Source organism: Tardiphaga sp., assembly GCF_025356345.1.
Classification (GTDB): domain Bacteria; phylum Pseudomonadota; class Alphaproteobacteria; order Rhizobiales; family Xanthobacteraceae; genus Tardiphaga.
Map to the genome: position 1 here is coordinate 1 of NZ_JANXTC010000272.1, position 22166 is coordinate 22166.

The 22166-nt window shown below is 64.1% G+C and carries 21 protein-coding genes; 6 read left to right on the forward strand and 15 right to left on the reverse strand.

What is annotated here, in order from left to right:
* Positions 1 to 3001: efflux RND transporter permease subunit (locus tag Q0S16_RS16745; RefSeq protein ID WP_295850230.1), on the forward strand; the 3001-nt coding region annotated here is incomplete at its 5' end.
* Between the two features lie 65 nt (positions 3002 to 3066).
* On the opposite strand, the gene Q0S16_RS16750 is transcribed toward Q0S16_RS16745, so the two are convergent.
* The 5 genes from Q0S16_RS16750 to Q0S16_RS16770 form a co-directional block, all read right to left on the reverse strand.
* Positions 3067 to 3507, reverse strand: coding sequence for an EamA family transporter (locus Q0S16_RS16750; RefSeq protein ID WP_295850232.1), 441 nt, complete (start codon positions 3505 to 3507; stop codon positions 3067 to 3069).
* 78 nt (positions 3508 to 3585) lie between these two features.
* Entirely contained in the window at positions 3586 to 4065 is a 480-nt protein-coding gene (locus Q0S16_RS16755) for a DUF1178 family protein (protein WP_295850233.1), read from the reverse strand.
* Entirely contained in the window at positions 4062 to 4943 is an 882-nt protein-coding gene (locus Q0S16_RS16760; protein WP_295850235.1) for a carbon-nitrogen hydrolase family protein, read from the reverse strand. The genes Q0S16_RS16755 and Q0S16_RS16760 overlap by 4 nt, the downstream gene beginning before the upstream one ends.
* On the reverse strand, positions 4940 to 5215 hold the full coding sequence (gene grxC, locus Q0S16_RS16765) for a glutaredoxin 3 (protein ID WP_295850237.1): 276 nt from the start codon (positions 5213 to 5215) through the stop codon (positions 4940 to 4942). The genes Q0S16_RS16760 and grxC overlap by 4 nt, the downstream gene beginning before the upstream one ends.
* Before the next feature lie 32 nt (positions 5216 to 5247).
* A complete protein-coding gene (locus Q0S16_RS16770) occupies positions 5248 to 6057 on the reverse strand; it encodes a ComF family protein (protein WP_295850239.1) in 810 nt (269 codons plus the stop codon).
* A gap of 220 nt (positions 6058 to 6277) precedes the next feature.
* Here Q0S16_RS16770 and Q0S16_RS16775 point away from each other — a divergent pair, with 220 nt between their 5' ends.
* Complete coding sequence (locus Q0S16_RS16775) at positions 6278 to 7126, forward strand: methyltransferase domain-containing protein (protein ID WP_295850241.1); 849 nt, start codon at positions 6278 to 6280, stop codon at positions 7124 to 7126.
* A gap of 105 nt (positions 7127 to 7231) precedes the next feature.
* On the opposite strand, the gene Q0S16_RS16780 is transcribed toward Q0S16_RS16775, so the two are convergent.
* The 3 genes from Q0S16_RS16780 to Q0S16_RS16790 all read right to left on the reverse strand — a co-directional run bounded on the left by Q0S16_RS16780 (position 7232) and on the right by Q0S16_RS16790 (position 9287).
* Positions 7232 to 7630 carry a (deoxy)nucleoside triphosphate pyrophosphohydrolase gene (locus Q0S16_RS16780; RefSeq protein ID WP_295850242.1) on the reverse strand — a complete coding sequence of 133 codons (399 nt, stop codon included), beginning with the start codon at positions 7628 to 7630 and terminating at the stop codon, positions 7232 to 7234.
* Positions 7627 to 8889 (reverse strand): bifunctional glutamate N-acetyltransferase/amino-acid acetyltransferase ArgJ, encoded by a 1263-nt coding sequence (argJ, locus tag Q0S16_RS16785; protein ID WP_295850244.1) that lies wholly within the window; start codon positions 8887 to 8889, stop codon positions 7627 to 7629. Before argJ ends, Q0S16_RS16780 begins: the two co-directional genes overlap by 4 nt.
* Before the next feature lie 92 nt (positions 8890 to 8981).
* Positions 8982 to 9287 (reverse strand): hypothetical protein, encoded by a 306-nt coding sequence (locus tag Q0S16_RS16790; protein ID WP_295850247.1) that lies wholly within the window; start codon positions 9285 to 9287, stop codon positions 8982 to 8984.
* Positions 9288 to 9480: 193 nt separating this feature from the next.
* Here Q0S16_RS16790 and Q0S16_RS16795 point away from each other — a divergent pair, with 193 nt between their 5' ends.
* A complete protein-coding gene (locus tag Q0S16_RS16795) occupies positions 9481 to 9945 on the forward strand; it encodes a hypothetical protein (protein ID WP_295850268.1) in 465 nt (154 codons plus the stop codon).
* On the opposite strand, the gene Q0S16_RS16800 is transcribed toward Q0S16_RS16795, so the two are convergent.
* From Q0S16_RS16800 to Q0S16_RS16830, 7 genes are all read right to left on the reverse strand, one after another.
* Positions 9942 to 11144, reverse strand: a complete 1203-nt coding sequence (locus Q0S16_RS16800) for an EAL domain-containing response regulator (protein WP_295850249.1) — start codon at positions 11142 to 11144, stop codon at positions 9942 to 9944. The genes Q0S16_RS16795 and Q0S16_RS16800 overlap by 4 nt on opposite strands.
* 248 nt (positions 11145 to 11392) lie before the next feature.
* Entirely contained in the window at positions 11393 to 12394 is a 1002-nt protein-coding gene (locus Q0S16_RS16805) for a tripartite tricarboxylate transporter substrate binding protein (RefSeq protein ID WP_295850251.1), read from the reverse strand.
* 269 nt (positions 12395 to 12663) lie between these two features.
* Positions 12664 to 13914, reverse strand: a complete 1251-nt coding sequence (locus Q0S16_RS16810; RefSeq protein ID WP_295850270.1) for an MFS transporter — start codon at positions 13912 to 13914, stop codon at positions 12664 to 12666.
* A gap of 158 nt (positions 13915 to 14072) precedes the next feature.
* Entirely contained in the window at positions 14073 to 14306 is a 234-nt protein-coding gene (locus Q0S16_RS16815) for a hypothetical protein (RefSeq protein ID WP_295850253.1), read from the reverse strand.
* Positions 14307 to 14396: 90 nt separating this feature from the next.
* Positions 14397 to 15371: a TAXI family TRAP transporter solute-binding subunit gene (locus Q0S16_RS16820; RefSeq protein WP_295850255.1), complete on the reverse strand. Its 975-nt coding sequence runs from the start codon at positions 15369 to 15371 to the stop codon at positions 14397 to 14399.
* Between the two features lie 48 nt (positions 15372 to 15419).
* Positions 15420 to 16376 (reverse strand): TAXI family TRAP transporter solute-binding subunit, encoded by a 957-nt coding sequence (locus Q0S16_RS16825; RefSeq protein WP_295850257.1) that lies wholly within the window; start codon positions 16374 to 16376, stop codon positions 15420 to 15422.
* Positions 16377 to 16467: 91 nt separating this feature from the next.
* On the reverse strand, positions 16468 to 18483 hold the full coding sequence (locus Q0S16_RS16830; RefSeq protein WP_295850259.1) for a TRAP transporter fused permease subunit: 2016 nt from the start codon (positions 18481 to 18483) through the stop codon (positions 16468 to 16470).
* A 204-nt stretch (positions 18484 to 18687) separates the two neighbouring features.
* On the opposite strand from Q0S16_RS16830, the gene Q0S16_RS16835 reads away from it, so the two are divergent.
* From Q0S16_RS16835 to Q0S16_RS16845, 3 genes are all read left to right on the forward strand, one after another.
* Entirely contained in the window at positions 18688 to 19629 is a 942-nt protein-coding gene (locus Q0S16_RS16835) for a TAXI family TRAP transporter solute-binding subunit (protein ID WP_295850261.1), read from the forward strand.
* A complete protein-coding gene (locus Q0S16_RS16840) occupies positions 19626 to 20138 on the forward strand; it encodes a tetratricopeptide repeat protein (RefSeq protein WP_295850265.1) in 513 nt (170 codons plus the stop codon). Before Q0S16_RS16835 ends, Q0S16_RS16840 begins: the two co-directional genes overlap by 4 nt.
* Before the next feature lie 79 nt (positions 20139 to 20217).
* Positions 20218 to 22128, forward strand: a complete 1911-nt coding sequence (locus tag Q0S16_RS16845; protein WP_295850267.1) for a propionyl-CoA synthetase — start codon at positions 20218 to 20220, stop codon at positions 22126 to 22128.
* Positions 22129 to 22166: the final 38 nt, after the last annotated feature.

A 22166-nucleotide genomic window follows, 5' to 3' on the forward strand; every position in this document is an offset into this window, starting at 1 on the left:
CTATCCCGGCGCCGATGCCCAGACGGCCGAGAATTCGGTGACGAAGGTCATCGAGCAGAACATGACCGGCATCGACTTCCTGCAATACATGTCGGCGACGTCGACCTCGACCGGCACCGTGGCTATCACGCTGACCTTCAGCAGCGAAGCCGATCCGGATATCGCGCAGGTCCAGGTGCAGAACAAGCTGCAACTCGCGCAGCCGTTGTTGCCGCAAGTGGTACAGCAGCAGGGGCTGAGGGTCACCAAGTCGTCTTCCAGCTTCCTGATGGTGATGGGTTTTGTTTCGCAGGACGGTTCGCTGACCGCCAGCGACATCTCCGACTATGTCGCCAGCACCGTCAACGATCCGATCAGCCGGACCCCCGGCGTCGGCCAGGTCCGGGTGTTCGGGGCAGAATATGCGATGCGCATCTGGCTCAACCCGGCCGAGCTCGCCAAATACAACATGATGCCAAGCGACGTCACCGCGGCGATCCAGGCGCAGAACACCCAGGTCACGGCGGGGCAGCTCGGTGGCTTGCCGGCCGTCGACGGCCAGCAGCTCAATGCCACGGTCTCCTCGCAGAGCCGGCTGCAGACACCCGAGCAGTTCAGGGACATCATCCTGCGCACCAATCCATCCGGCTCGGTGGTTCGCATCAGCGATGTTGCGCGCGTCGAACTCGGCTCGAAGTCCTATGATGCGGTCGCCCGCTACAACGGCAAGCCCGCCGCGGGCGTCGGCATCAGCCTGGCCACCGGCGCCAACGCGGTGTCGACCGCGGAAGCCGTGCGCGCCAAGATCGAGCAATTGCGGCCGACCATGCCGCAGGGCCTCGAGGTCGTCTATCCCTATGACACCACGCCCTTCGTCAAACTATCGATTGAGAAGGTGATTCACACCCTGATCGAAGCGATCGTGCTGGTGTTCCTCGTGATGTATGTGTTCCTGCAGAGCTGGCGTGCCACCATCATTCCAACCATCGCCGTACCCGTGGTGCTGCTCGGCACGTTCGCGGTATTGTCCGTGGCCGGCTACTCGATCAACACGCTTACGATGTTCGCGATGGTCCTGGCGATCGGCCTGCTGGTCGACGATGCGATCGTGGTGGTCGAGAACGTCGAGCGCGTGATGGCCGAGGAGGGGCTCTCGCCAAGGGAAGCGACCGAGAAGTCGATGCATGAGATCACCGGCGCGCTGGTCGGAATCGGTGTCGTGCTCTCCGCGGTGTTCATCCCAATGGCCTTCTTCGGCGGCTCGGTCGGCATCATCTACCGGCAGTTCGCGGTGACCATCATCACCGCGATGGTGTTATCGGTGCTGGTCGCGCTGGTGCTGACGCCGGCTCTGTGCGTTACGTTGCTGAAGCAGAGCCATGGACCCGCCGCCAACACCGGCCCGTTCGGCTGGTTTAACCGCGGCTTCGACCGCACTTCGCATGGCTACCAGAACGCGGCGGGCGGCATCGTCAAGCGGCCGAAGCGGGCGCTGCTCGCCTTCCTGGCGGTCGTGTTGGGCGTGGCCTTCCTGTTCTACCGGCTGCCAAGCTCGTTCCTGCCGGATGAGGATCAGGGGACGATCATGACCGTGATCCAGTTGCCGGTTGGCGCGACCGCGGGGCGGACGCAGGATGTCATTGAGCAGGTCGAGAAGACCTATCTGGTCGACAACAAGGACGCCGTGCAGGGCGTGTTCGCGGTGCGCGGCTTCAGCTTCGCCGGCCAGGGCCAGAATGTCGGACTGGCTTTCGTCAGCCTTAAACCGTTCGCAGAGCGCAATGACCCTGACCTGTCTGCGCAATCGGTGTTGGCGCGCGCCATGGAGGCCTTCGGCAAAATCCGCGACGCCCAGGTTTTCGCGCTGTTGCCGCCCTCGGTACCCGGCTTCGGCAATTCCAGTGGCTTCGACGTCTATCTGCAGGATGTCTCGGCCGCTGGACATGAAGAGTTGATGAAGACGCGCGACCAGCTGCTCGGCTTGATGGCTGGCGATAAACGGCTGGCCAGCACACGGGCGAACGGTCAGGACGACACGCCGCAGTTCAACCTCGATATCGACCAGCCCAAGGCGACAGCGCTTGGCATCGATCTCAGCGACCTTAATGGCACGCTGTCGGCGGCCTGGGGCGGGGCCTATGTCAACGACTTCATTGACCGCGGCCGCGTCAAGCAGGTCTATGTGCAGGGTGATGCCCCGTTCCGCATGAGCGTCGCCCAGATCGGTGACTGGTTCGTCCGCAACAAGGACGGATCGATGGTGCCATTCAGCGCCTTCTCCAGCGACCGCTGGACGTTTGGCTCGCCACGGCTGGAGCGCTACAATGGCGCCCCGGCGGTCCAGTTGCAGGGCCAGGCGGCGCCCGGCATCAGCTCCGGCGTGGCGATGAACGCCGTCGACGAGCAGATGAAAAAATTGCCGGCGGGCTACGCCCATGAATGGACGGGATTGTCGTTCCAGGAACGGCTGTCCGGCAGCCAGACGCTGTTTCTGTATTCGATCTCGATGCTGATCGTGTTTCTCAGTCTGGCGGCGCTGTATGAAAGCTGGTCGGTGCCGTTCGCGGTGATGCTCGCCGTACCGATCGGAATTTTAGGTGCGCTGACGGCGGCGACATTGTTCGGCCAGGCCAACGACGTCTACTTCCAGGTCGGGTTGCTGACGACGATCGGCCTGTCGGCGAAGAACGCGATCCTGATCGTGGAGTTCGCGCTCGAGCAGCAGGCGGCTGGCAAGTCGCTGGTCGAGGCCACATTGCACGCCGCCAAGCAGCGGCTGCGGCCGATCCTGATGACATCGCTGGCCTTTGTGCTCGGTGTGTTGCCGCTGGCGCTGGCGACCGGCGCCGGCTCGGCCAGCCAGAACGCCATCGGCATCGGCGTTGCCGGCGGCATGATCGCGGCGACGGCGCTGGGAATCTTCTTTGTGCCGGTGCTGTTCGTTCTGGTGCGGAAGCTGGCGGGCGACAAGAAGAAGCCGGAGATCTCCGACGAAGTGGCTCACGCTCAGCCGGCGGAGTGATGTGGCCGATGCCGCTCTACTAACGCTGATGCTGTCGTGCTCCGGACGCGATGCTTCGCCGTCGCTCAGGCCTTGAACACGATCAGCACGGCGCCAGCAGCGATCAGTGCGATCCCGATCCAGCCGTTCAGCGACGGCCGCTCGCCCAGGAAGGTGAAGGCGAACAGCGCCACCAGCACGACGCTGAGCTTGTCGATCGGTGCCACAAGCGCGGCGGGGCCAAGTTTCAGCGCGCGAAAATAGCACAGCCACGACGCCCCGGTGCCGAGGCCGGACAGCACCAGGAAGATCCAGGTCTTGCTCGAGATAGGTCCCGCCGCGGTGAACTTGCCGGCGGCAAACAGGATCGCCGTCAGGCTGATCAGCACCACGATGGTGCGGATGAAGGTGGCGAGATCGGAATCGATGTCGGACACGCCGATCTTGGCGAAGATCGCCGTCAGCGCCGCGAACACCGCTGACAGCAACGCCCAGCTCTGCCAGGACCATAATGTGTCAGAGCTCATGATGGTCTTTCGATTGGCTCGCCATGGCGAACGCGGCGAAACAGTCCTGCCAGGACGCCACAGCCGTGCGCGCCGAACTCAGTTGCGGTCGCCCGGCAGCATTGGCAACGGGCTGACCTCGATGCCTTCATCGATCAGAGAGCGGGCTTCGTCCACCGAGGCCTCGCCATAGATCGGGCGATGTTCGATATCGCCGTAATGCATTTTCCGCGCTTCATCGGGAAATTTCTCGCCGACATTGTCGGCGTTCCTGGTCACGTGGTCGCGCAATTCCTTGATCTTGGCGCGCAGCTCGGCTTCTTGCGCCATCATCAGCGGCGTCGAAGTGGCGGTCGTCACCTCGGTCGAGGCTGACGCCGCGGCAACGGGCTCGGCGGCGATTGGTGCGCGGCCTCTCTTGCCGATCTGTGGCGCCATGATGGCCTTTTCGACCTTGGCTGAACCGCAATTCGGGCAGCTCACCAGCTTGCGCCTGACCTGCGAGTCATAGGCCGACGAGTTCTGGAACCAGCTCTCGAAGCCATGGCCGCGGTCGCAGCGCAAATTGTAGCGGATCATGTCGCTTCACGGACGAGGTGCAGATAGTCCGGGCCGGCCTTGGCATCAGCGATGCTGAAACGGCGACCATGCTGCAAGGAAGGCACGCTGGCGCGCGCCTCCGTCACTCTGGCGGGATCGATCTCCGCCAGGATGAAGCCCGGTTCGGTGCCGGTGGCCTCAGCCAGCACCTTGCCCCAGGGATCGATGATCAGCGAATGGCCATAGGTCGAGCGCTTGTTTTCGTGCACGCCGCCTTGCGCGGCGGCGAATACGAAGCAGCCGTTCTCGATCGCGCGGGCGCGCAGCAGCGTGTGCCAGTGCGCCTCGCCGGTCTTCTGCGTGAACGCCGAAGGCACGGTGAGGAATACCGCGCCACTCTCCGCCAGCGCGCGGTATAGCGCCGGAAAGCGCACATCGTAGCAGATCGTCAGTCCGATCCGGCCCCATGGCAGGTCGGAGATCACGGCGGTTTCGCCGGGCTGGTAGTTGGCGCTTTCGCGATAGCTCTCTCCGTTGGGCAGATCGATGTCGAACATGTGGATCTTGTCGTAGCTGGCCAGTACCTGGCCGTCCGGCCCGATCAGAAAGCCGCGGTTGGCGGCGCGGTCCGGAGTCGCCAATACGGCCAATGAGCCGACATGCAAATAGATCTTCAGTTCCGCCGCCAGTTCGCGATAGGCCTTCAGCGACGCATCGTCTTCCTCGGGGCGCAGATGCTCGAACAGAGCGGCGCGGTTGAGCTGCATCATGTTGCTGACTTCGGGGGTTTGCACGTAATGCGCGCCGGCCAGCGCCGCCTCGCGGATCAGATGGCGCCCCTGTTCCAGGCTTGGCTCCGGCAGCAGGCCGGTGCGCATCTGCACCATCGCGGCGGTAAAGGTCGGAACGTGGTTCATGAGATGGCCTTTTCCGCTGCGATCATGCCGTCCAGTTTGCCTTCGCGGTCGAGCGCGTAGAGGTCATCGCAGCCGCCGATATGGGCGCCGTCGATGAAGATTTGCGGAAAGGTGGCGCCGGGCTCCGTACGATCGAACATCTGCTGGCGCAAATTGGGGTCGGTCGCCACATCGAAATGGGTGAAAGCCGCCTTCTTGCGCTGCAACAGCGAGATCGCAGCGCTGCAATAGCCGCAGCCGGGACGGGTGTAGATTTCGATCGCGGCGGCCATTCAGGGCGCTCCATGTGAGGAGAGGTCCCCGATTATATGGGAGACCTGTGCGCCTCCACAACCCGCGCGAACACCAGCAGGCCGACCTGGGCAGCCCTGGCGCGCAGCAATGCCCGGGCGCAGGCGTCCGCCGTGGCCCCCGAGGTCAGCACGTCATCGACCAGGATCACCCGTCGGCCCTGGATCTCGGCGCGGCGCTCGGTCGCCACTTGGAAGGCACCCTGCACATTGGTCGCCCGTTCCGAGCGCGACAGTCCGATCTGGTGCTCAGTCGGGCGGATCCGGCGCAGCGCGTCCCGCGCGACGGCGACGCCGCTGTGCCGGCTGATCGAGCGCGCCAGCGCGCCGGACTGGTTGAATCGGCGGGAAAATCCACGGCGCCAGTGCAGCGGAACCGGTACCAGCAGGTCGGCGTCGTCCAGCAGGTCCTGTCCGGCCCGCGCCATCCAGCGCCCCATCACCGGCGCGAGGTCGGTGCGGTCATGGTATTTCAGCTGATGCACCAGCGTGCGGGCGACGTCGTCATAGCGCACCGCCGCCCGTGCCCGCTGATAGGCCGGCGGATCGGCGATCGCCTGCATCGACAGGATGCCGGGGCCAGGGTCGTAGACAAAGGGAATCCCGAGCCGGGGGCAGAATGGTGGCGCGATGAAGGACAGTTTGGCCCAGCAGGCCGCGCAGACGCCCTCGCCCGCCACCGGCTCGCGGCAGGCGACACACAAGGTCGGCAGCGCGATGTCGAGGGCGAGCCGCGAAGCGTGGGTCCAGACCGTCGTGCAGAGTCGCAGCGCGCCACGAAGCGGCGCAGTGAGGGGCCGGGAGGGGGCGACTTCTGCGTCCATGATTGAAGTTAGCGCCGGTACCCGTGACTCTCAAGGCTTCGCGTTCCCCGGACGCGATGCAATACGAAGCGTTGCTTCGCAGATCAGGGGCCCCGGTTCCTGCTCGGAAAGACACCGGGATCCCGGTTCCGCGCGGCGGCATGAAGATGCCGCGGCGCGTCCGGTAAACGAGACCGCGCTTGCGATTGCTAGACCACGCCAAACTGGCGTACCAAGCCGCATGGCTCCAAACCCTCCTTCCGCCCCGATCCTGTTCGACCGCGCGCTGCTGCGCGCGCGGCAGGCCCGTGCGGCGAAGCAGGGCGCCGCGACCTTCCTGCTGGATCGCGTCGCCGAGGAAATGGACGAGCGCCTGCACGCGGTGCTGCGCAGCTTTACCGCGGCCGCCGATATCGCCACGCCCGGTAACGGTCTGCGCGCTGCCATCGCCGCGCGTGTCGGAATGCTGGCTCACGTCGCCGTGCCCGACCATGAACGCGACGGCCTTGGCCTCGCCCCGGAATCGCTCGATCTCGTGGTCTCCGCGCTGGCGCTGCATTTCGTCAATGACCTGCCGGGTGTGATGGCGCAGATCCGCCGCGCGCTGCGGCCGGACGGGCTGTTGCTGGCGGCGATGCTTGGCGGTGATACCCTCACCGAATTGCGGCAGAGCTTTGCCGCCGCTGAGGCCGAACGCGAGGCCGGTATCTCGCCGCGCGTCGCGCCGTTCGCCGATTTGCGGGATATCGGCGCGCTGCTGCAGCGGGCGGGTTTCGCCCTGCCGGTCACCGACGTCGACCGCGTCGTGGTGCGCTACGATAACGCCTTCGCGCTGATGCAGGATCTGCGGAAGATGGGCGCCAGCAACATCCTGGTGGAACGCCGCCGCACGCCGTCGCGTCGCGCCACGCTGTTGCGGATGGCGGAAATTTATGCCGAACGCTTCGCCGATCCCGACGGTCGCATCCGCGCCACTTTCGAGGTCGTCTGGCTGTCCGGCTGGGCGCCACATGAGAGCCAGCAGAAGCCGCTGAAGCCGGGCTCGGCGAAAGCGAGCCTGGCCGACGCCGTGCGGGGACTGACCAAATAGAAAGTAGGGTGGGCAAAGGCGCTCTTCGCGCCGTGCCCATGCCGTACTGCGCGCTTTACAGGACGTAGGCACGCTTCGCTTTGCCCAGCCTACGAATGATAGCGCCTACAGCAGGTCGGTCAGATGCGGGATCAACGGAATGTCCGCGGCCGGCATTGGATAATCCCGCAATTTGTTGGCGCGGACCCAGGCCAGGTTCTGGCCCTCGCGCGCCACTGCAAGCCCTTCCCAGCGCCGGCAGATGTAGAGCGGCATCAGTAAGTGAAAATCCTCGTAGGCGTGGCTGGCAAAGGTCAGCGGCGCCAGACAGGCTTCCTTCACGGTGATGCCGATCTCCTCATGCAACTCGCGGATCAGCGCCGCCTCCGGCCGCTCGCCGGGCTCCAGCTTGCCGCCGGGAAATTCCCACAGCCCGGCCAGCGTCTTGCCTTCCGGCCGCTGCGCGATCAGCACGCGGCCATCGGCATCGACCAGCGCACAGGCGACCACCAGAACCAGTTTCACGACCGGTAGTCGCCATTGATCGCGATATAGGCCTTGGTGAGGTCGCAGGTCAGCACGCGATCGCGGCCCTTGCCGAGGCCGAGCGCGACCTTGATCTGGATCTTCGGGTTCTTCATCGCCTTCGACACTTCCGCCTCGTCATAGGACGGATCGCGGGCGCCGGATTTGGCGACGCGGATGCCGTTGAACGAGATCGAGAGCTTGTCGCGGTTGGCGGGCTCGCCGGCCTTGCCGACCGCCATCACGACGCGGCCCCAATTGGCATCCTCGCCGCCGACCGCGGTCTTCACCAGCGGCGAATTGGCGATCGACATCGCGATCTTTCGCGCCGACGCCTGGGTGGTGGCGCCCTCGACGAGGATTTCGATTAGTTTTCTCGCGCCTTCGCCGTCGCGCGCGGTCTGTTCGGCGAGGTCGGCGAGCAGTCCCTGCAGCGCCTTCACGAAGGGCTTCAGCCGGATGTCGCTTGCCTTGGTGATTTTCGGCGCGCCATGGGCGGCGGCGGCGCCGGTGGCAAACATCATCAGCGTATCTGAGGTCGAGGTGTCGCCATCGACGGTGATGGCGTTGAACGTGTCGGCAACGCCGGCCTTCAGCAGCGCCTGCAGTGCCGGTGCGGAGATCGGCGCATCCGTGAACACGAACGCCAGCATCGTTGCCATGTCAGGCGCAATCATGCCGGAGCCCTTGGCGATGCCGTTGATGGTGACCTTGGCCTTGCCGAGCTTTACGGTGGCGGTGGCGACCTTCGGAAAAGTATCAGTGGTCATGATCGCGCGGGCGGCATCCATCCAGCCGTCCGGCGTGGCGCTGTCTGCCAGCGTCGCCAGCACGCCATCGAACTTGCTGGCATCGAGCGGCTCGCCGATCACGCCGGTGGAGGCGAGGAAGACATCGCTGGACTTGCAACCCACCGCTCTGGCGGCGATGTCGCCGGTCAGTTTGGTGGAGGCCTTGCCGACCTTGCCGGTGAAGGCATTGGCGTTGCCGGAATTGACCACCAGCGCCCGGGCAAAACCTGCCTTGGAAGATCCGCCGCCCTTCAGCATCGCGCGGCACCAGTCCACCGGCGCCGATGGGCACTTCGACTTGGTGAACACGCCGGCCGCGGTCGTGCCCTCGTCCATCACCGCCAGCAACACGTCGGTACGGCCCTTATAGCGAATCCCGGCGGCAGCCGTCGCAAGGCGCACGCCGGCGATTGCCGGCAGTTCAGGAACATCGATGGGAGCGAGCGGCGAGACGGGGAGGGCGGCCATGAGCACTTTCAGCTTGATCAGAAGATGATGCGCTCTGTAGCACCTCTGCCAAGGCGGCGGGAGAGGCCTTCGATGTCATGGATCGCCAGATCTCAACCAGGACCGAACTTGAACCTGCCGTCATCTTCCAGAAACGGGCCGCTGCGGACGTAGAGCTGGCCGTTTTCGCCAAGGAAGAACAGCGTGTTCTTCGGCACCTTCCTGGCGCCCTTCAGCAGGAATTTGGCATTGTTGGTGCCCATCTTGTAGGCCAGTAACTTGCCATTGGCGTCGTAGCCATAGCCCATGTCCGGTGCCAGCACCCACGGCACGGGTGATTGTGCCTGGGCGGATGCGACCAATGCCGAACTGGCCAGCACGACGGCGGCACACAGCAATTTAAGGGTGCGAGCGGTCATCGCCGGTATCTCCGAATTATGTTTGTGTACCGCGCGTCTTGCACAGTCTGAGTTTTGAACAAATCACGAACGTCGCCGATCCGTCAATATGTCGCATCGCGACTTTGTGTTTCCGGACGGCGCGACTATCTTCGCGGGGCAGGCAAGCCGGCTCACCACGGGCAGGCGATGGGGATGGTCGATGCGCAAGCGAATGATGGCTGGTCTGGTTTTCGGCATGTTGGCAGTCGCGGCGACGGCGGCCGCGGCGGATGATTTCAAGCTCAGCAACAACCAGCGAATTTCCTGCGGCCGCGGCCTCAGCGCCGGCAAGTTGAGCACCGCGACCTGCCGGTCTTATGCTTATCTCTTCAACGTCAGGACCTCGGACTATTTCCGCTGCTCGGTCAGCCTGTCGATGACCCGCGACGCCAAAGAAATCATCAACGTCCAGACAGACGGCGGCTGCGTGAAGAAGCCACGGATTTTCGACACGGATTCGAGTTACTCGTTCGATGTCACCGAAACCGAGCCGCCGAATACCAACTCCTTCTTCGGCACCGGCGGCTATGCCGTATGGGCCAGCGACAATAGCCAGCAAAAGGTCCGCGGCTGCATCATCATCGCTTCGGGACTGGGCTCCGATGTGAGCCGCTGCATCGACATGAAGTTCGATTAACCTTCCCCGGGCATCGGCCGCCCGAGCCCGCTGCGAGCGAATTTCTTGAGGCTGGTCGGCTTGCCGAACAGGGCGCCCTGCACCAGGTCGAAGCCGATTTCATGGGCGACGAGCAGGTCGGCGCGGGTCTCGACGCCGGTGGCGACCGTCCGTACGCCGTAACCGCGGGCCAGTTCGATGATGCTACGACAGACGGTTTGCTTCAGGCGGTCGTCGGCGCAACCGGCAACGAAGCGCCGGTCGACCTTCAATTCCGCGAACGGAAAGCCATCGACGTTCATCAGGGCCGGCCAGTCGGTGCCAAGATTGTCGATCGAGATCGCCATGTTGTGCAGACCGAGTCGCCGGGCGATATCGAGCAGTGCATCGAGGTGGTGGATCGCCTCACTGCCATCGATCTCGATCAGCAGTCCGCCAAACGCCGGATGCGCTGGCATCTGCTGGCACAAGGCCTGCACGGTGTCGGGATCGGTCAGCAAAATGGCCGGCAGGTTGACCGACAGGTCGACTGGCCCCTGACGCTCCAGCAGATAACGCCAATCGCGCAGCACGCGGCCGATTACGAAATCTGCCAGCGGAAGCCGGTCCATTTCGTGTCCAGTGTCGATGAAACCAGCCGGCTCGACGATGCCCCAGGTCGGATGCCGCATCCGCATCACCGCCTCGGCGCCGCTCGGGACCAGATTGTGGGAATCGATCTTGCGCTGATACCAGAGTTCCAGCCAGCCCGATTGCAGCGCCTCGGTGATGTCGACGGCCGGGCTTGGCGGCTGTTCGGCCGGCAACAGGGTCGCGAAGCTATCGCGCAACTGGGTGGCGCCGAACGGTGTCTGCAGCATGGGCAGCAAGTCGAGGCCAAGTTCGCTCGCCGTCTGCCGCAACGCCGACGCCAGGATCGAATCTTTCGCTCCGACGAACACCACATTGCCATTGAACTCGCGCGCGGCAAGCATGTGCATGATCTCTGCCGCGTCGACTCCCCCCGCCGACAGGCCGATCGTGATCAGGTCGGGGACGAGGTCGTCGAGAACGGTGCCGAGGTCGCGACTGTCGTCACATTCGCCGGTAACGAAACCGAGATCTTCGAAAGCTTCATTGAGGAAGCTCCGGATATGCCGCTTGCTGTCGATGATGCAGACGCGCGGAGCGATCTTGCGACGCCCGAATGTCGCGCTTCGCGCCGATTCTTGATTCTGCATAAGCCACTCCCGATTCTGGGTAGTGGTCTACCGACCCGAGGAGGCCGCAAATATGGAGAGATTCAAGCTGCCCACTGCAATGTCCGGGCAGGGTTAATACAGTCGTAACAATTGAATAATTCAGCGGCTGCACGCGCGGCACGCCGCCGCCGGTGATTGCAGTGGACAGCAAGTGGTTGGCCGGCGCAGCCGGCTGGGCGTCACGCCATGCATCGGTGGAACCAGCCCATCGATGCATGGCGGAGATGTTATTCCGGTTTGATGCCGGCGAACTGGGCAACCTTGCCCCATTTTTCGGTTTCAGAGATCACGAAAGCCTGCATCGATTCCGGTGAGCCGCCGGTCGGCTCAGCGCCGAGCTTGCGCAGCCGCGTGGTGCCGTCTTCCGACTTGATGAACTTCTCGACGCTCGCATTGAGCTTGTCGATCATGTCCTTCGAGGTCTTTGCCGGGGCGGCAATCGTGAACCACGACGCTGCCTCGTAGCCGGGGACGCCAGCCTCGGCGATGGTCGGGATCTCCGGCATCAGCGGCCAGCGGGTCGCGGTCGAAACGGCAATGGCGCGGATCGAATTGGATTCCGCGAAGGTCTGGGCTGCCGGCAGGTTGTCGATCATCAGATGCACGCGGCCGGCGATCAGGTCGGTCAGCGCCGGTGCGCTGCCCTTGTAGGGCACGTGCACGATATCGATGCCAGTCATCGATTTGAACAGTTCGGTAGAGACGTGCGCTGTCGAACCCAGGCCCGGCGTGCCGTAGAAGAATTCGCCAGGCTTCGATTTGGCCAGCGCGATGAATTCAGCGACGTTCTTTACCGGCAGCGAATTGGTTACCGAAAACAGGTTCGGCACCTTGGCGATGATGATCACCGGCGCGAGATCCTTCAGCGGATCATAGGCCATCGCCTTGAATACGAATTTGTTGATGGCATGCGTGCCGGGGGTGCCGACCAGGAAGGTGTAGCCGTCCGGATCCGCCTTGGCGACGAAGTCAGCGGCGATGTTTCCGCCGGCACCGGGCTTGTTCTCGACAATGAACTGCTGGCCGAATTCCTCGGAGACCTTCGCCGCCACGACGCGGGCCAGAATGTCGGTGGTGCCGCCGGCGGCGAATGGTACGACGAACTTGACCGGGCGGGTCGGCCAGGCATCGGCGGCGCGGGCATGGCGTGACAGCAGCGGCAGGCCGAGCGTGGCAGCGCCGCCAAGGATGACGGCGCGGCGGGACGGAAAGCGGATCGAGGAAGGCATGGCGGAAGTCCTTTGTGGGGTGTCAGGCCTACGCGCAAGCTTGGTCGTAGCCTGCACGCCGGGTCATTCAGGTGAGGATCGAGATCAGGCAATTACGAATGGAAGGGGAGTGGTCGCGAACGGGGGTGACATCGGTCCACTCTCAACAATTCATCAGCGCAAGCCGTGGGCACTGGGCCTCTCCCGATCGTTCCATCTCGGTGGTCGAATCCGTGTTGGCTATCGTACGCGGTCGCACCAAAGGTTGCCAGTGCATTGCAATACCATCGTTAAGCCTTTGGTACCGATGCGCCAAGGCCTGCGACACGCGGTCGCGTTTCCGGCATCAGGATGAGGAACAGCAGCAGTCCGATGCCGGCCACGCCGGCCAGCACCAGGAAGGCGGCGCGATAGCCGGCAGCTACCACGGTCAGCCCGGCGACTACGGTGCTCAGGGCGCCGCCCAGTCCGGCGGCGGTGGCAATGGCGCCCTGGCTGATATTGAAATGACCGGTGCCATGAGTGAGGTCGGCCACCACCAGTGGAAACAGCGCGCCGAAGATTCCAGCCCCGACGCCGTCGAGCGTCTGCACGCCGACCAGCCAGTAGGCATTGTCCGACAGCGGATACAGCAGCCCGCGCAGCGCCAGTACCGCGAGCGCAACGGCGAAGATTGGCTTGCGGCCCCAGACATCGGCGGTGCGCCCGACAATCACCGCGACGGGCACCATCACCAGCTGCGCGGCGACGATGCAGACCGACATCAGCGTGGTACCGAGTTCACGGTTGACCAGCGCCAGCTTCTGTCCGACCAGCGGCAGCATCGCCGCATTGGCAAAATGGAACAGCACCGTGCTGGCGGCGAATACCAGGAGCGGCCGGTTGGTCAGCATGACCTGGAATCCGGATGGCTGGACGCCGCGATCCGCGCCGTCGCGGGGGCCGCCGTCCAGTCCGCGCGCGACATTGTTGTCGATCGCGTCGCCCGGTACCGCCAGCGTGGCGAAGATGCTGGCGACGGCCATCGCCGCCATCAGCCAGAACACCACGATGGGTCCGAAGAAATAGGCGAAGCCGCCCGCCAGCGTGGCCGCCACCGCATTGCCGGCGTGGTTGAAGGCCTCGTTGCGGCCGATCCGCCGCGCAAAGGCCTTCGGGCCGACTATTCCCAGCGTGATCGCCGCCAGCGCCGGTGCGAATACCGCGGCGGCCACCCCGGTCAGTGCCTGCGTGGTCGCGACGAACAGGAAACCGGGATAGAGCGGCAGCACGATCGAGCCCAGCGTGACGATCACGGCGGCGGCGATGACGACGGCGCGCTTGGCCGTGGTCTTGTCGATCAGGGCACCGGCGGGCGTCTGCGCGATGATGCCAGCCAAGGCCGCCACCGACATCACGATACCGATGCTGGCTTCATCCCATTTCTGCACGGTAAGCAGGTAGATCGCGAGGTAGGGCCCGAGCCCGTCGCGCACATCGGCGAGAAAAAAATTCAGCGCATCCAGCGGGCGCGCGATTCGGGGGGTGTCTATATGCGCCAAAATCTCGGCGCGATCACTCAGCGGGGTGCCGACGGGCTTCGACAAAGGCGTGCTTGGCGTCACGAGGCTTGCGATTTACGGCCGTGTGCACCACGAACCAAGCGGTCAAGGACATTCCGAGAGCCACAATGACCGGAGCCGCCAAGGCCAGAACATAACTATGGGTCATCATCGAGAGCTCCCAGGACAGCTTGCGCAAGCAAAGGTAGAAAGAAGCCGACGCAGATGCAAATGGTGAAGATGCCCCAATCATGGAGCGATGATCTCTGCTCCGCGCTATAAAGGTATGTGGAAACGGGAACGATGACGCTGCCAGCCAGTACGGCGATGGAACCAGCATTCAGCCAGTTGGCCAATAGTTTCAAACGCTCATTTCGAATGAGATCAGCCACCGGATTGCCTGAGAATTCAAACTGTCCGATGCCAAAGCTAGTCCGGCCCGGATGGAGTGGCAATCCATCCGGGTATCGGCGAGGTTGGCCTTATTTTCCGACGCCCTTTTCCTTGAAATATTTCAGCGCGCCGGGATGAAAGGGCACCGGTGAGCGTTCCTGGATCTGGTTGTCGAGCGAAAAGCTCTCGGCCTCCTTGTGCACGGCGACGATGTCGGCCTTCTTCTCCACCAGCGTCTTGACGATATTGTAGGCGTCGTCATTGCTCATCTTGTCGCCGGTGACGATCAGGTTCCAGACCTCGGTATTGGCGTTGTCCTTGTCCATGCCGGGATAGATGCTCTTGCTGATGTTGGAAGGTGAATACAGCTTGCCATATTTGGCATTCATCTTGTCAGCGAGGTCGCTGTGGTCGATCAGCTTCATCTTCACGCCCGGTGTCGCCGCGAGATCGGTCACCGCCGCGGTCGGCACGCCGCCGACCCACAGGAAGGCGTCGATCTTGCGGTCCTTGATGGCGTTGACGGATTCGGACACGCCGAGCCGTTCGCGCTTCATGTCCTTGTCCTTGTCGAGACCGGCGGCTTCCAGCACGCGAAACGCCATCACCTCGGTGGCACTGCCCGGTGACCCCGTCGAGACGCGCTTGCCCTTGAGGTCGGACATCTTGTCGATGCCGGTGCCGTCGATCGTCACCACATGCATGCGGTTCGGATAGACTACCAGCAGCGTCTGCAGCGGCACCTTGCCGCTCTTGAACTTGTCCTGGCCGCTGAGCGCATCGAGCGCGGCGTCTGCCATGCTGAAGCCCAGTTCGCTCTGGCCCGACGCGATCAGCTTCAGATTATCCACCGAGCCGCCGGTGACTTCCGCGGTTGCCTGGGTATTTGGCAGCGACTTCGACAGCACATTGGCAATGGCGCCACCGAGCGGAAAGTACACGCCGCCGGTACCGCCGGTTCCGATCGCCATCGTCTTCTGCTGCGCGATGGCGCCACCGGCGGTGAGCAGGCTGACCATGACGGTCACCGCGATAGTTGTCCTCTTCTGCAATGTCTTGAGCATCGGTTGTCTCCCTGTTGTCGGCTAATGGAGCGGAATAGGCGGCATCCTTTATGGTTTGGCGCCGGCTTCCTTGAGATATTTCAACGTGCCCGGGTGGTAGGGCGCCGGCGATTCCGCCGCCGTCTGGTTGGCCAGGTTGATGTTCATGGCTTCCTTGTGAACCGCGACGAGGTCGGCCTTGTTCTCGAAAATTGCCTTGGTGATGGCGTAAGCCATCTCGTCGGACATCCGGTCGGTCGCCATCACCTGGTTCCATGCCGCGAACCCCTTGCTGTCGGTGGTCTGGCCGGGATAGCTGCCGGCCTTGATCACGCTGGGTGCGAAGATCTGGCCATATTTCCTGACAATCGGTTCCAGCAGGTAGTCGATGTCGATCAGCTTGATGGTGACGCCGGGCGACGCCGCGAGATCGGTGACCGCGCCCGTCGGCACGCCGCCACCCCAGAAGAAAGCGTCGATCTTGCGGTCCTTGAGCGCGCTGACCGATTCCGACACCGACAGCCGCTCGCGCTTGACGTCACGGTCCTTGTCGAGGCCGGCGGCTTCGAGCAGGCGAAACGTCTGTGATTCCGTGGCGCTGCCCGGCGCGCCGCTGGAGATGCGCTTGCCCTTGAGGTCGCTGAATTTCTCGATGCCGGTGCCGGCGATGGTCACGACGTGAACCGGGCTGGAATAGATCGTGACAATGGTGCGAAGCGGCACCGGCTTCTTGAACTTGGCCTCGCCCTTGATGGCGTCGGCGGCGACGTCGCCGGTCATGAAGCCGAGATCGGCCTGGCCGCTTTCCAGCAGCTTGATGTTGTCGACGCTGCCGCCGGTGACTTCGGCTGTGGCCTGGGTGTGGTTAAGCTTCTGCGACAGCATGTTGGCGAGGCCACCACCCAACGGATAGAAGATGCCGCCGGTGCCGCCGGTCGCGATGGCGATAGTCTTTTCCTGCGCCGCGGCGTCGCCGCTGACGCAAGCGAAACCGAGCAAGGCAATGCCGATGGTCGTCCACTTCACGCGGTCTACTCCCTGAGCGCTGGCGCCGCTTGAGCGCGGCGTCCATTTGTTGAGGCCTTTTAGGTCCTTGCGTGATCCGTCCGGTGCAAGCTCACGCCGGCAAGGGTTGCACCCGCGTTTTCGCCTGCCATGCCAGCACGCCGAGGCCGATGATCAGGCCGGGCACGTAAGTATAGCTGAGGTCCCGCCCCGTGATCGATTCGAGCACGGCCTCGATCAGGCTGGGAAACACCAGCAGCAGTCCTGATAGCAGAAGCAGGCCGCGTTCGAGCGGGGTGGTTTGTCGCAGCGCCCAGTTCTGCGCGACGGCGGCGAGCGCCAGCACGCCGAATGTGGTCTTGATGGTGATCTCGACGATGTCGATCCATGAGCCACCCTTCGGGATCGCCAGCAGCAGGCCGACGCCCTGCGGATCGAGCACGAACACGAACGGAATCACGAAGGCCGGCAGCGTATATTTCCAGGATTGCAGCGTGGTGCGGTACGGATCGCCGCCGGTGATGGCCGCCGCCGCGAACGGCGACAGCGCGGTCGGCGGCGAGACCTCCGACAGCACGGCGTAATAGAAGATGAACATATGCGCGGCGTAGTCGGGCACGCCGAGCTTGATCAGCGCCGGGGCGGCGATCACCGCGCAGATGATGTAGGAGGCCGTGACCGGGACCGCGAGGCCGATCACCCAGACGATCAGCGCGGTGTAGATTGCCGTCAGCAGCAGGCTGCCGCCGGCATAGGCGATCACGATCGAGGAGAATTTCAGTCCGAGCCCGGTCAGCGTCACCACGCCGACCACGATGCCGGCGCAGGCGCAGGTGGTGGCGGCGTTGAGCGCGCCGATCGAGCCGTCGGCCAGCGCCTTCACCAGTTTTCGCGGCACCAGCGCGGTTTCCCTGCGCAGGAAGCTCAGCGCAAAGGTGACGGCGGTGGCATAGAACACCGACAGCGACGGCGAATAGCCGATCAGCATGAAGATCACCACCGCGATCAGCGAGATGAAGTGGAAGCCGTAGCGCCGCGTCATCTGGCCGATGGTCATCTCCGGCTTGAAGTTGACGTCATGGGCGCCGAAACGCTTGGCGTCGATCTCCACCATGATCAGCAACGACAGGTAATAAAGGCAGGTCGGGATGGTCGCCATCCAGATCACGTCGAGATAGCTGATCTTGAGGAATTCGGCGATCAGGAACGCCGCGGCGCCGAGCACCGGCGGCGACAGGATGGCACCTAGTCCGCCGGCGGCGAGCAGTCCGCCCGCGGCATTTTTTTCAAATCCGGCCTTCTTCAGCATCGGATAGGCCACGGTTCCGATCATCACCGTGGTCGCCACGCCGGAGCCGGACGGACCGCCGAGCAGGAACGACGACAGCACCACGGTGCGGCCGGCGGCGTTCGGCTTGTTGCCCATCAGCGCCAGCGAGAAGTCGATGAAGAATTTCCCGGCGCCGGACTGCGCCAGGAACGCGCCGTAGATGGTGAACAGGATGATCAGCGTCGCCGAGACGTCGACCGCGACGCCGAAAATGCCCTCCAGCGTGATGAAAAGGTGGCCGACCAGCCGCGGCAGGTCGTAGCCGCGATGGGTCCATGGCGCGGGCAGATGCGGCCCGAGCATGGCGTAGGCAACGAAGAACAGCGACACCACCGGCATGATCAGCCCGGTGGTACGGCGGGTAGCTTCCAGCAGCAGCAGGATGAAGACGATGCCGACCACGACATCCATGTGCTCCGGCACGGTGGCGCGGTCGGTGAAGTCATCGCCGCCCCATAGCGCATAGAAAATGGTGCCGACGGCGACGATGCCCGGCACGATGTCCCACCAGCGCACCCGGTTGCGGAATCTGGTGGCCAGCGGGAACAGCAGGAAGCTCAGCACCAGCGTGAACGCGACGTGGATGTAGCGCAGCTCCTGGGTCGGCACGATGGCGTAGGCAGCATACAAATGGAAAATGCTCATCACCACGGCGATCGCGGTGGAAATTTTCCCGGCCCAGCCGAACAGCCGATTGGTCGCCCCCTCATCGGCCTCGATATAGGCTTCCGCCTTCAGGAGTGCCTCGTTGGAAACCGCAACGGTTTCATCGTTCTCGTTGGATTTCTCGTCCGCCATCGATCCCCCCGGGAAATGTCCCGCCGCCGAGTTGGCCGGCTGTTATTTTTTTGCAGTGCGCGCATTCATGCCGGTTTGCCCGGCGGTTGCAAGGGCTTGCCGCCGAAACTTTCGTCGCGCGCCGGTTCGTCGTGGGCGGCCGGCGGCTTGACCGGGCCGCCACACTTGTCCACGTTGCCCGCAACTTGAACCGGGGAGAGGCACGTGAACGCGCGGCGCGTCGCAGCGGCATGGGGAATGATTGCTGTGCTGGCGTCGTCCGCGCAGGCGCAGCAGCCGATCACGGTGCTGACCGGTGGCATGTCCGGCGTGTACTATCCGCTCGGTGTCACCATCGCGAAGATCTACGCCGATATTCCCGATAGCCAGGTGCAGGTGCAGACCACCGATGGCTCGGTGGAGAACCTGGCTCGGCTGCAGCAGGGCGACGCTCAGCTCGGCTTCGCGCTTGGCGACGCGCTGCAGGATGCCTGGAACGGCAATGCCGAGGCCGGCTTCTCCGGCAGGCTGAACCGGTTGCGCGTGATCGGTGCGATCTATCCCAGCCTGGTCCAGATCGTCGCCACCAAAGCGAGCGGCATCCGCACGCTGGCCGGCCTCAAGGGCAAGACGCTGTCGGTGGGCGCGGCCAGATCCGGCACCGAGCTCAATGCCCGCGCCATTCTGGTCGCCGCGGATCTCGGCCCGCTCGACGTGCGCCGGGTGCTGGACAAGTCTTTCGCCGAGTCGATCGAATTGATGATCAAACAGCAGCTCGATGCCACGGTGCAATCGGCGGGGCCCGGTGTCGCCTCGCTGCGCGAACTTAGCGAAGCCATCGAGATCACCATGGTGCCGGTGCCAAAGCGGGTCGTGCGAAAAATGGGCGCGCCTTTCACCGCGGCCGTGATTCCCGCCGGCACCTATATCGGCCAGGATAAAGCGGTGCCGACCGCTTCGGTGATGAACTATCTGGTGACGAGCTCCGCGGTCTCCGAAGAACTGGCCTATCAGATGACGAAAATGGTGTTCGACTCGTTGCCCGAGCTGGCCATTGCGCACCTCGCCGGCCGCGAGATCAAGCTCGCGAACGCAGCAAATCCCTGCGCGGTGCCGCTGCACTCCGGCGCGATCCGCTATTACCGGGAAAAGGGCTTGATGAAGTGAGACAAGCGCGATCGATCGGGCGTGGCATCGCCGCCGCGGCGCTGTTCGCGTCGACGATGTCCGTGTCCGCGGCCACCAACGACGCTGCCGCCGAGCCTGCCGTCGATGTTGCGCCCTGCGCCACCGCCATCGCGGAGGCTGACGACGACCGCGTCATCGCCCGCTGCGGCGCGCTGATCGATAATGGCAAGACGTTGCACGCGGACCGCGCCAAAGCGCTGGTGGCGCGCGCCGCGGCCTTTGCCCGTCGCGACCAGATCGACCATGCCATCGCCGATGACGACGCCGCACTGAAACTCGATCCCGGCGCTGACCTGTTCAATGCCCGCGGCGAGCTTCACCGCCGCAAGGGTGACCGGCCGCGCGCCGTGGCCGATTTCACCGCTGCGCTCCGCCTCAACCCGCAGCATGAGGTTGCCCGCGCCAACAACAGGGCGCTGGCGCGCGAGCTTGAACAGATCGGTGCCGATATGGCGCTCAAGGGCCGACTAAAGCCGCCCTTGAAATGAGCGGGCATCCCGTGACAATGGCTGTGCCATCAAGCCCGGCGCCACGACCGGGACGGGAGCGACGCCAAGGATCTCGAACATGACCGTTCATAACAGCAGCCGGTACCGCGAGGTACACGCCCGCTCGCTCAAGGACCCGGAAGGCTTCTGGGCCGAGGCGGCGCAGGCGATTGACTGGATCGAGCCGGCAACGAAGGTCTTCGATCCCGCGCAGGGACTCTATGGCCGCTGGTTCGCCGGCGCGGTCGTCAATACTTGCTACAACGCGCTCGATCGCCATGTCGCGAACGGACGCGCCGACCAGCTTGCGCTGATCCACGATTCGCCGCTGGCGGGTGCGGTGACGAAATTCACCTATGCGAAAATGCTGCACGAGACGCAGGTGCTGGGCGCCATCATGCAGGATCTGGGTGTCGGCAAGGGCGACCGCGTCATCCTCTATATGCCGATGGTACCGGAAGCGATGATCGCCATGCTGGCCTGCGCGCGGATCGGCGCGGTGCATTCGGTGGTGTTCGGTGGCTTCGCAGCGAAGGAACTCGCTACACGCATCGAGGACGCCCAGCCGAAACTGATCTTCTCGGCCAGCTGCGGGCTCGAGCCCGGCCGACTCGTGCACTACAAGCCGCTGCTCGACGAGGCGATCGCGTTGTCCAGCTTCAAGCCGGACGCCTGCGTCATTCTGCGGCGCCCGCAGCATGGCTGCGATCTCGTGCAGGGTCGCGACCACGACTGGGCCGAATTGCGCGGCAAGGCGATCGCGGCGAAGAAATCCGCGGCCTGCGTGCCTGTGCTGGCCACCGATCCGCTCTACATCCTCTATACGTCCGGGACCACCGGGAAGCCGAAGGGCGTGGTGCGTGACAATGGCGGCCATCTGGTCGCGCTGAAATGGTCGATGTGGAATCTGTACGGCGTCAAGCCGGGCGAAGTGTTCTGGTGTGGCTCCGATATCGGCTGGGTGGTCGGCCACAGCTACATCATCTATGCGCCACTGCTGCATGGCGCGACCTCGATCATGTATGAGGGCAAGCCGGTCGGCACGCCCGATGCCGGCGCATTCTGGCGTGTGATCGCCGAACACCAGGCGGTCGCCTTCTTCACCGCGCCGACCGCGCTGCGTGCCATCCGCAAGGAAGACCCGGAAGGAAAACTGCTCGGCGCCTACGACCTGTCGAAACTGCGCACGCTGTTTCTCGCCGGCGAGCGCGCCGATCCGCCGACGGTGGCGTGGGCGGAACAGCAATTGCGGGTACCGGTGATCGACCATTGGTGGCAGACCGAGACCGGCTGGTGCATCGCCGGCAATCCGGTGGGCCTCGGCCAGTTGCCGGTCAAGCACGGATCACCGACGGTGCCGATGCCGGGCTACCGGATCGAGGTCGTTGACGAGGCCGCGAAGCCATTGCCCGCCGGCACCATGGGATCGCTGGTCATCAAGCTGCCGATGCCGCCGGGCTGCCTGCCGACGCTGTGGCAGCAGGACGAGCGCTGCAAGCAAGCCTATTTCGACGAATTCCCCGGCTACTACAAGACCGCAGACGCCGGCTATATCGACGAGGATGGCTACGTCTTTGTGATGGGGCGCACCGACGACATCATCAACGTCGCCGGGCACCGGCTCTCCACCGGCGGCATGGAGGAGATTCTCGCCAGCCATCCCGATGTCGCCGAATGCGCGGTACTGGGTGTCAGGGACGCCATCAAGGGGGAGGTGCCGTGCGGTTTCCTGGTGCTGAAGGCCGGCGTCACCAAGAGCCCTGCCGAGATCGAAAAGGAAGTGGTGGCGCTGGTACGGCAACGGCTCGGCCCGGTCGCCGCATTCAAGCTGGCGATCACCGTCGGTCGGCTGCCCAAGACGCGCTCCGGAAAAATCCTGCGCGGTACCATCAAGAAGATCGCCGATGGCGACGAATGGGCGATGCCGGCGACCATCGAGGATGCCAAGGTCTTTGACGAGATCGGCGAGGCACTGAAGGGCAGGGTGTAGCAAAATACTGTCGTTCCGGGGCGCGGGCTGCGCCCTCG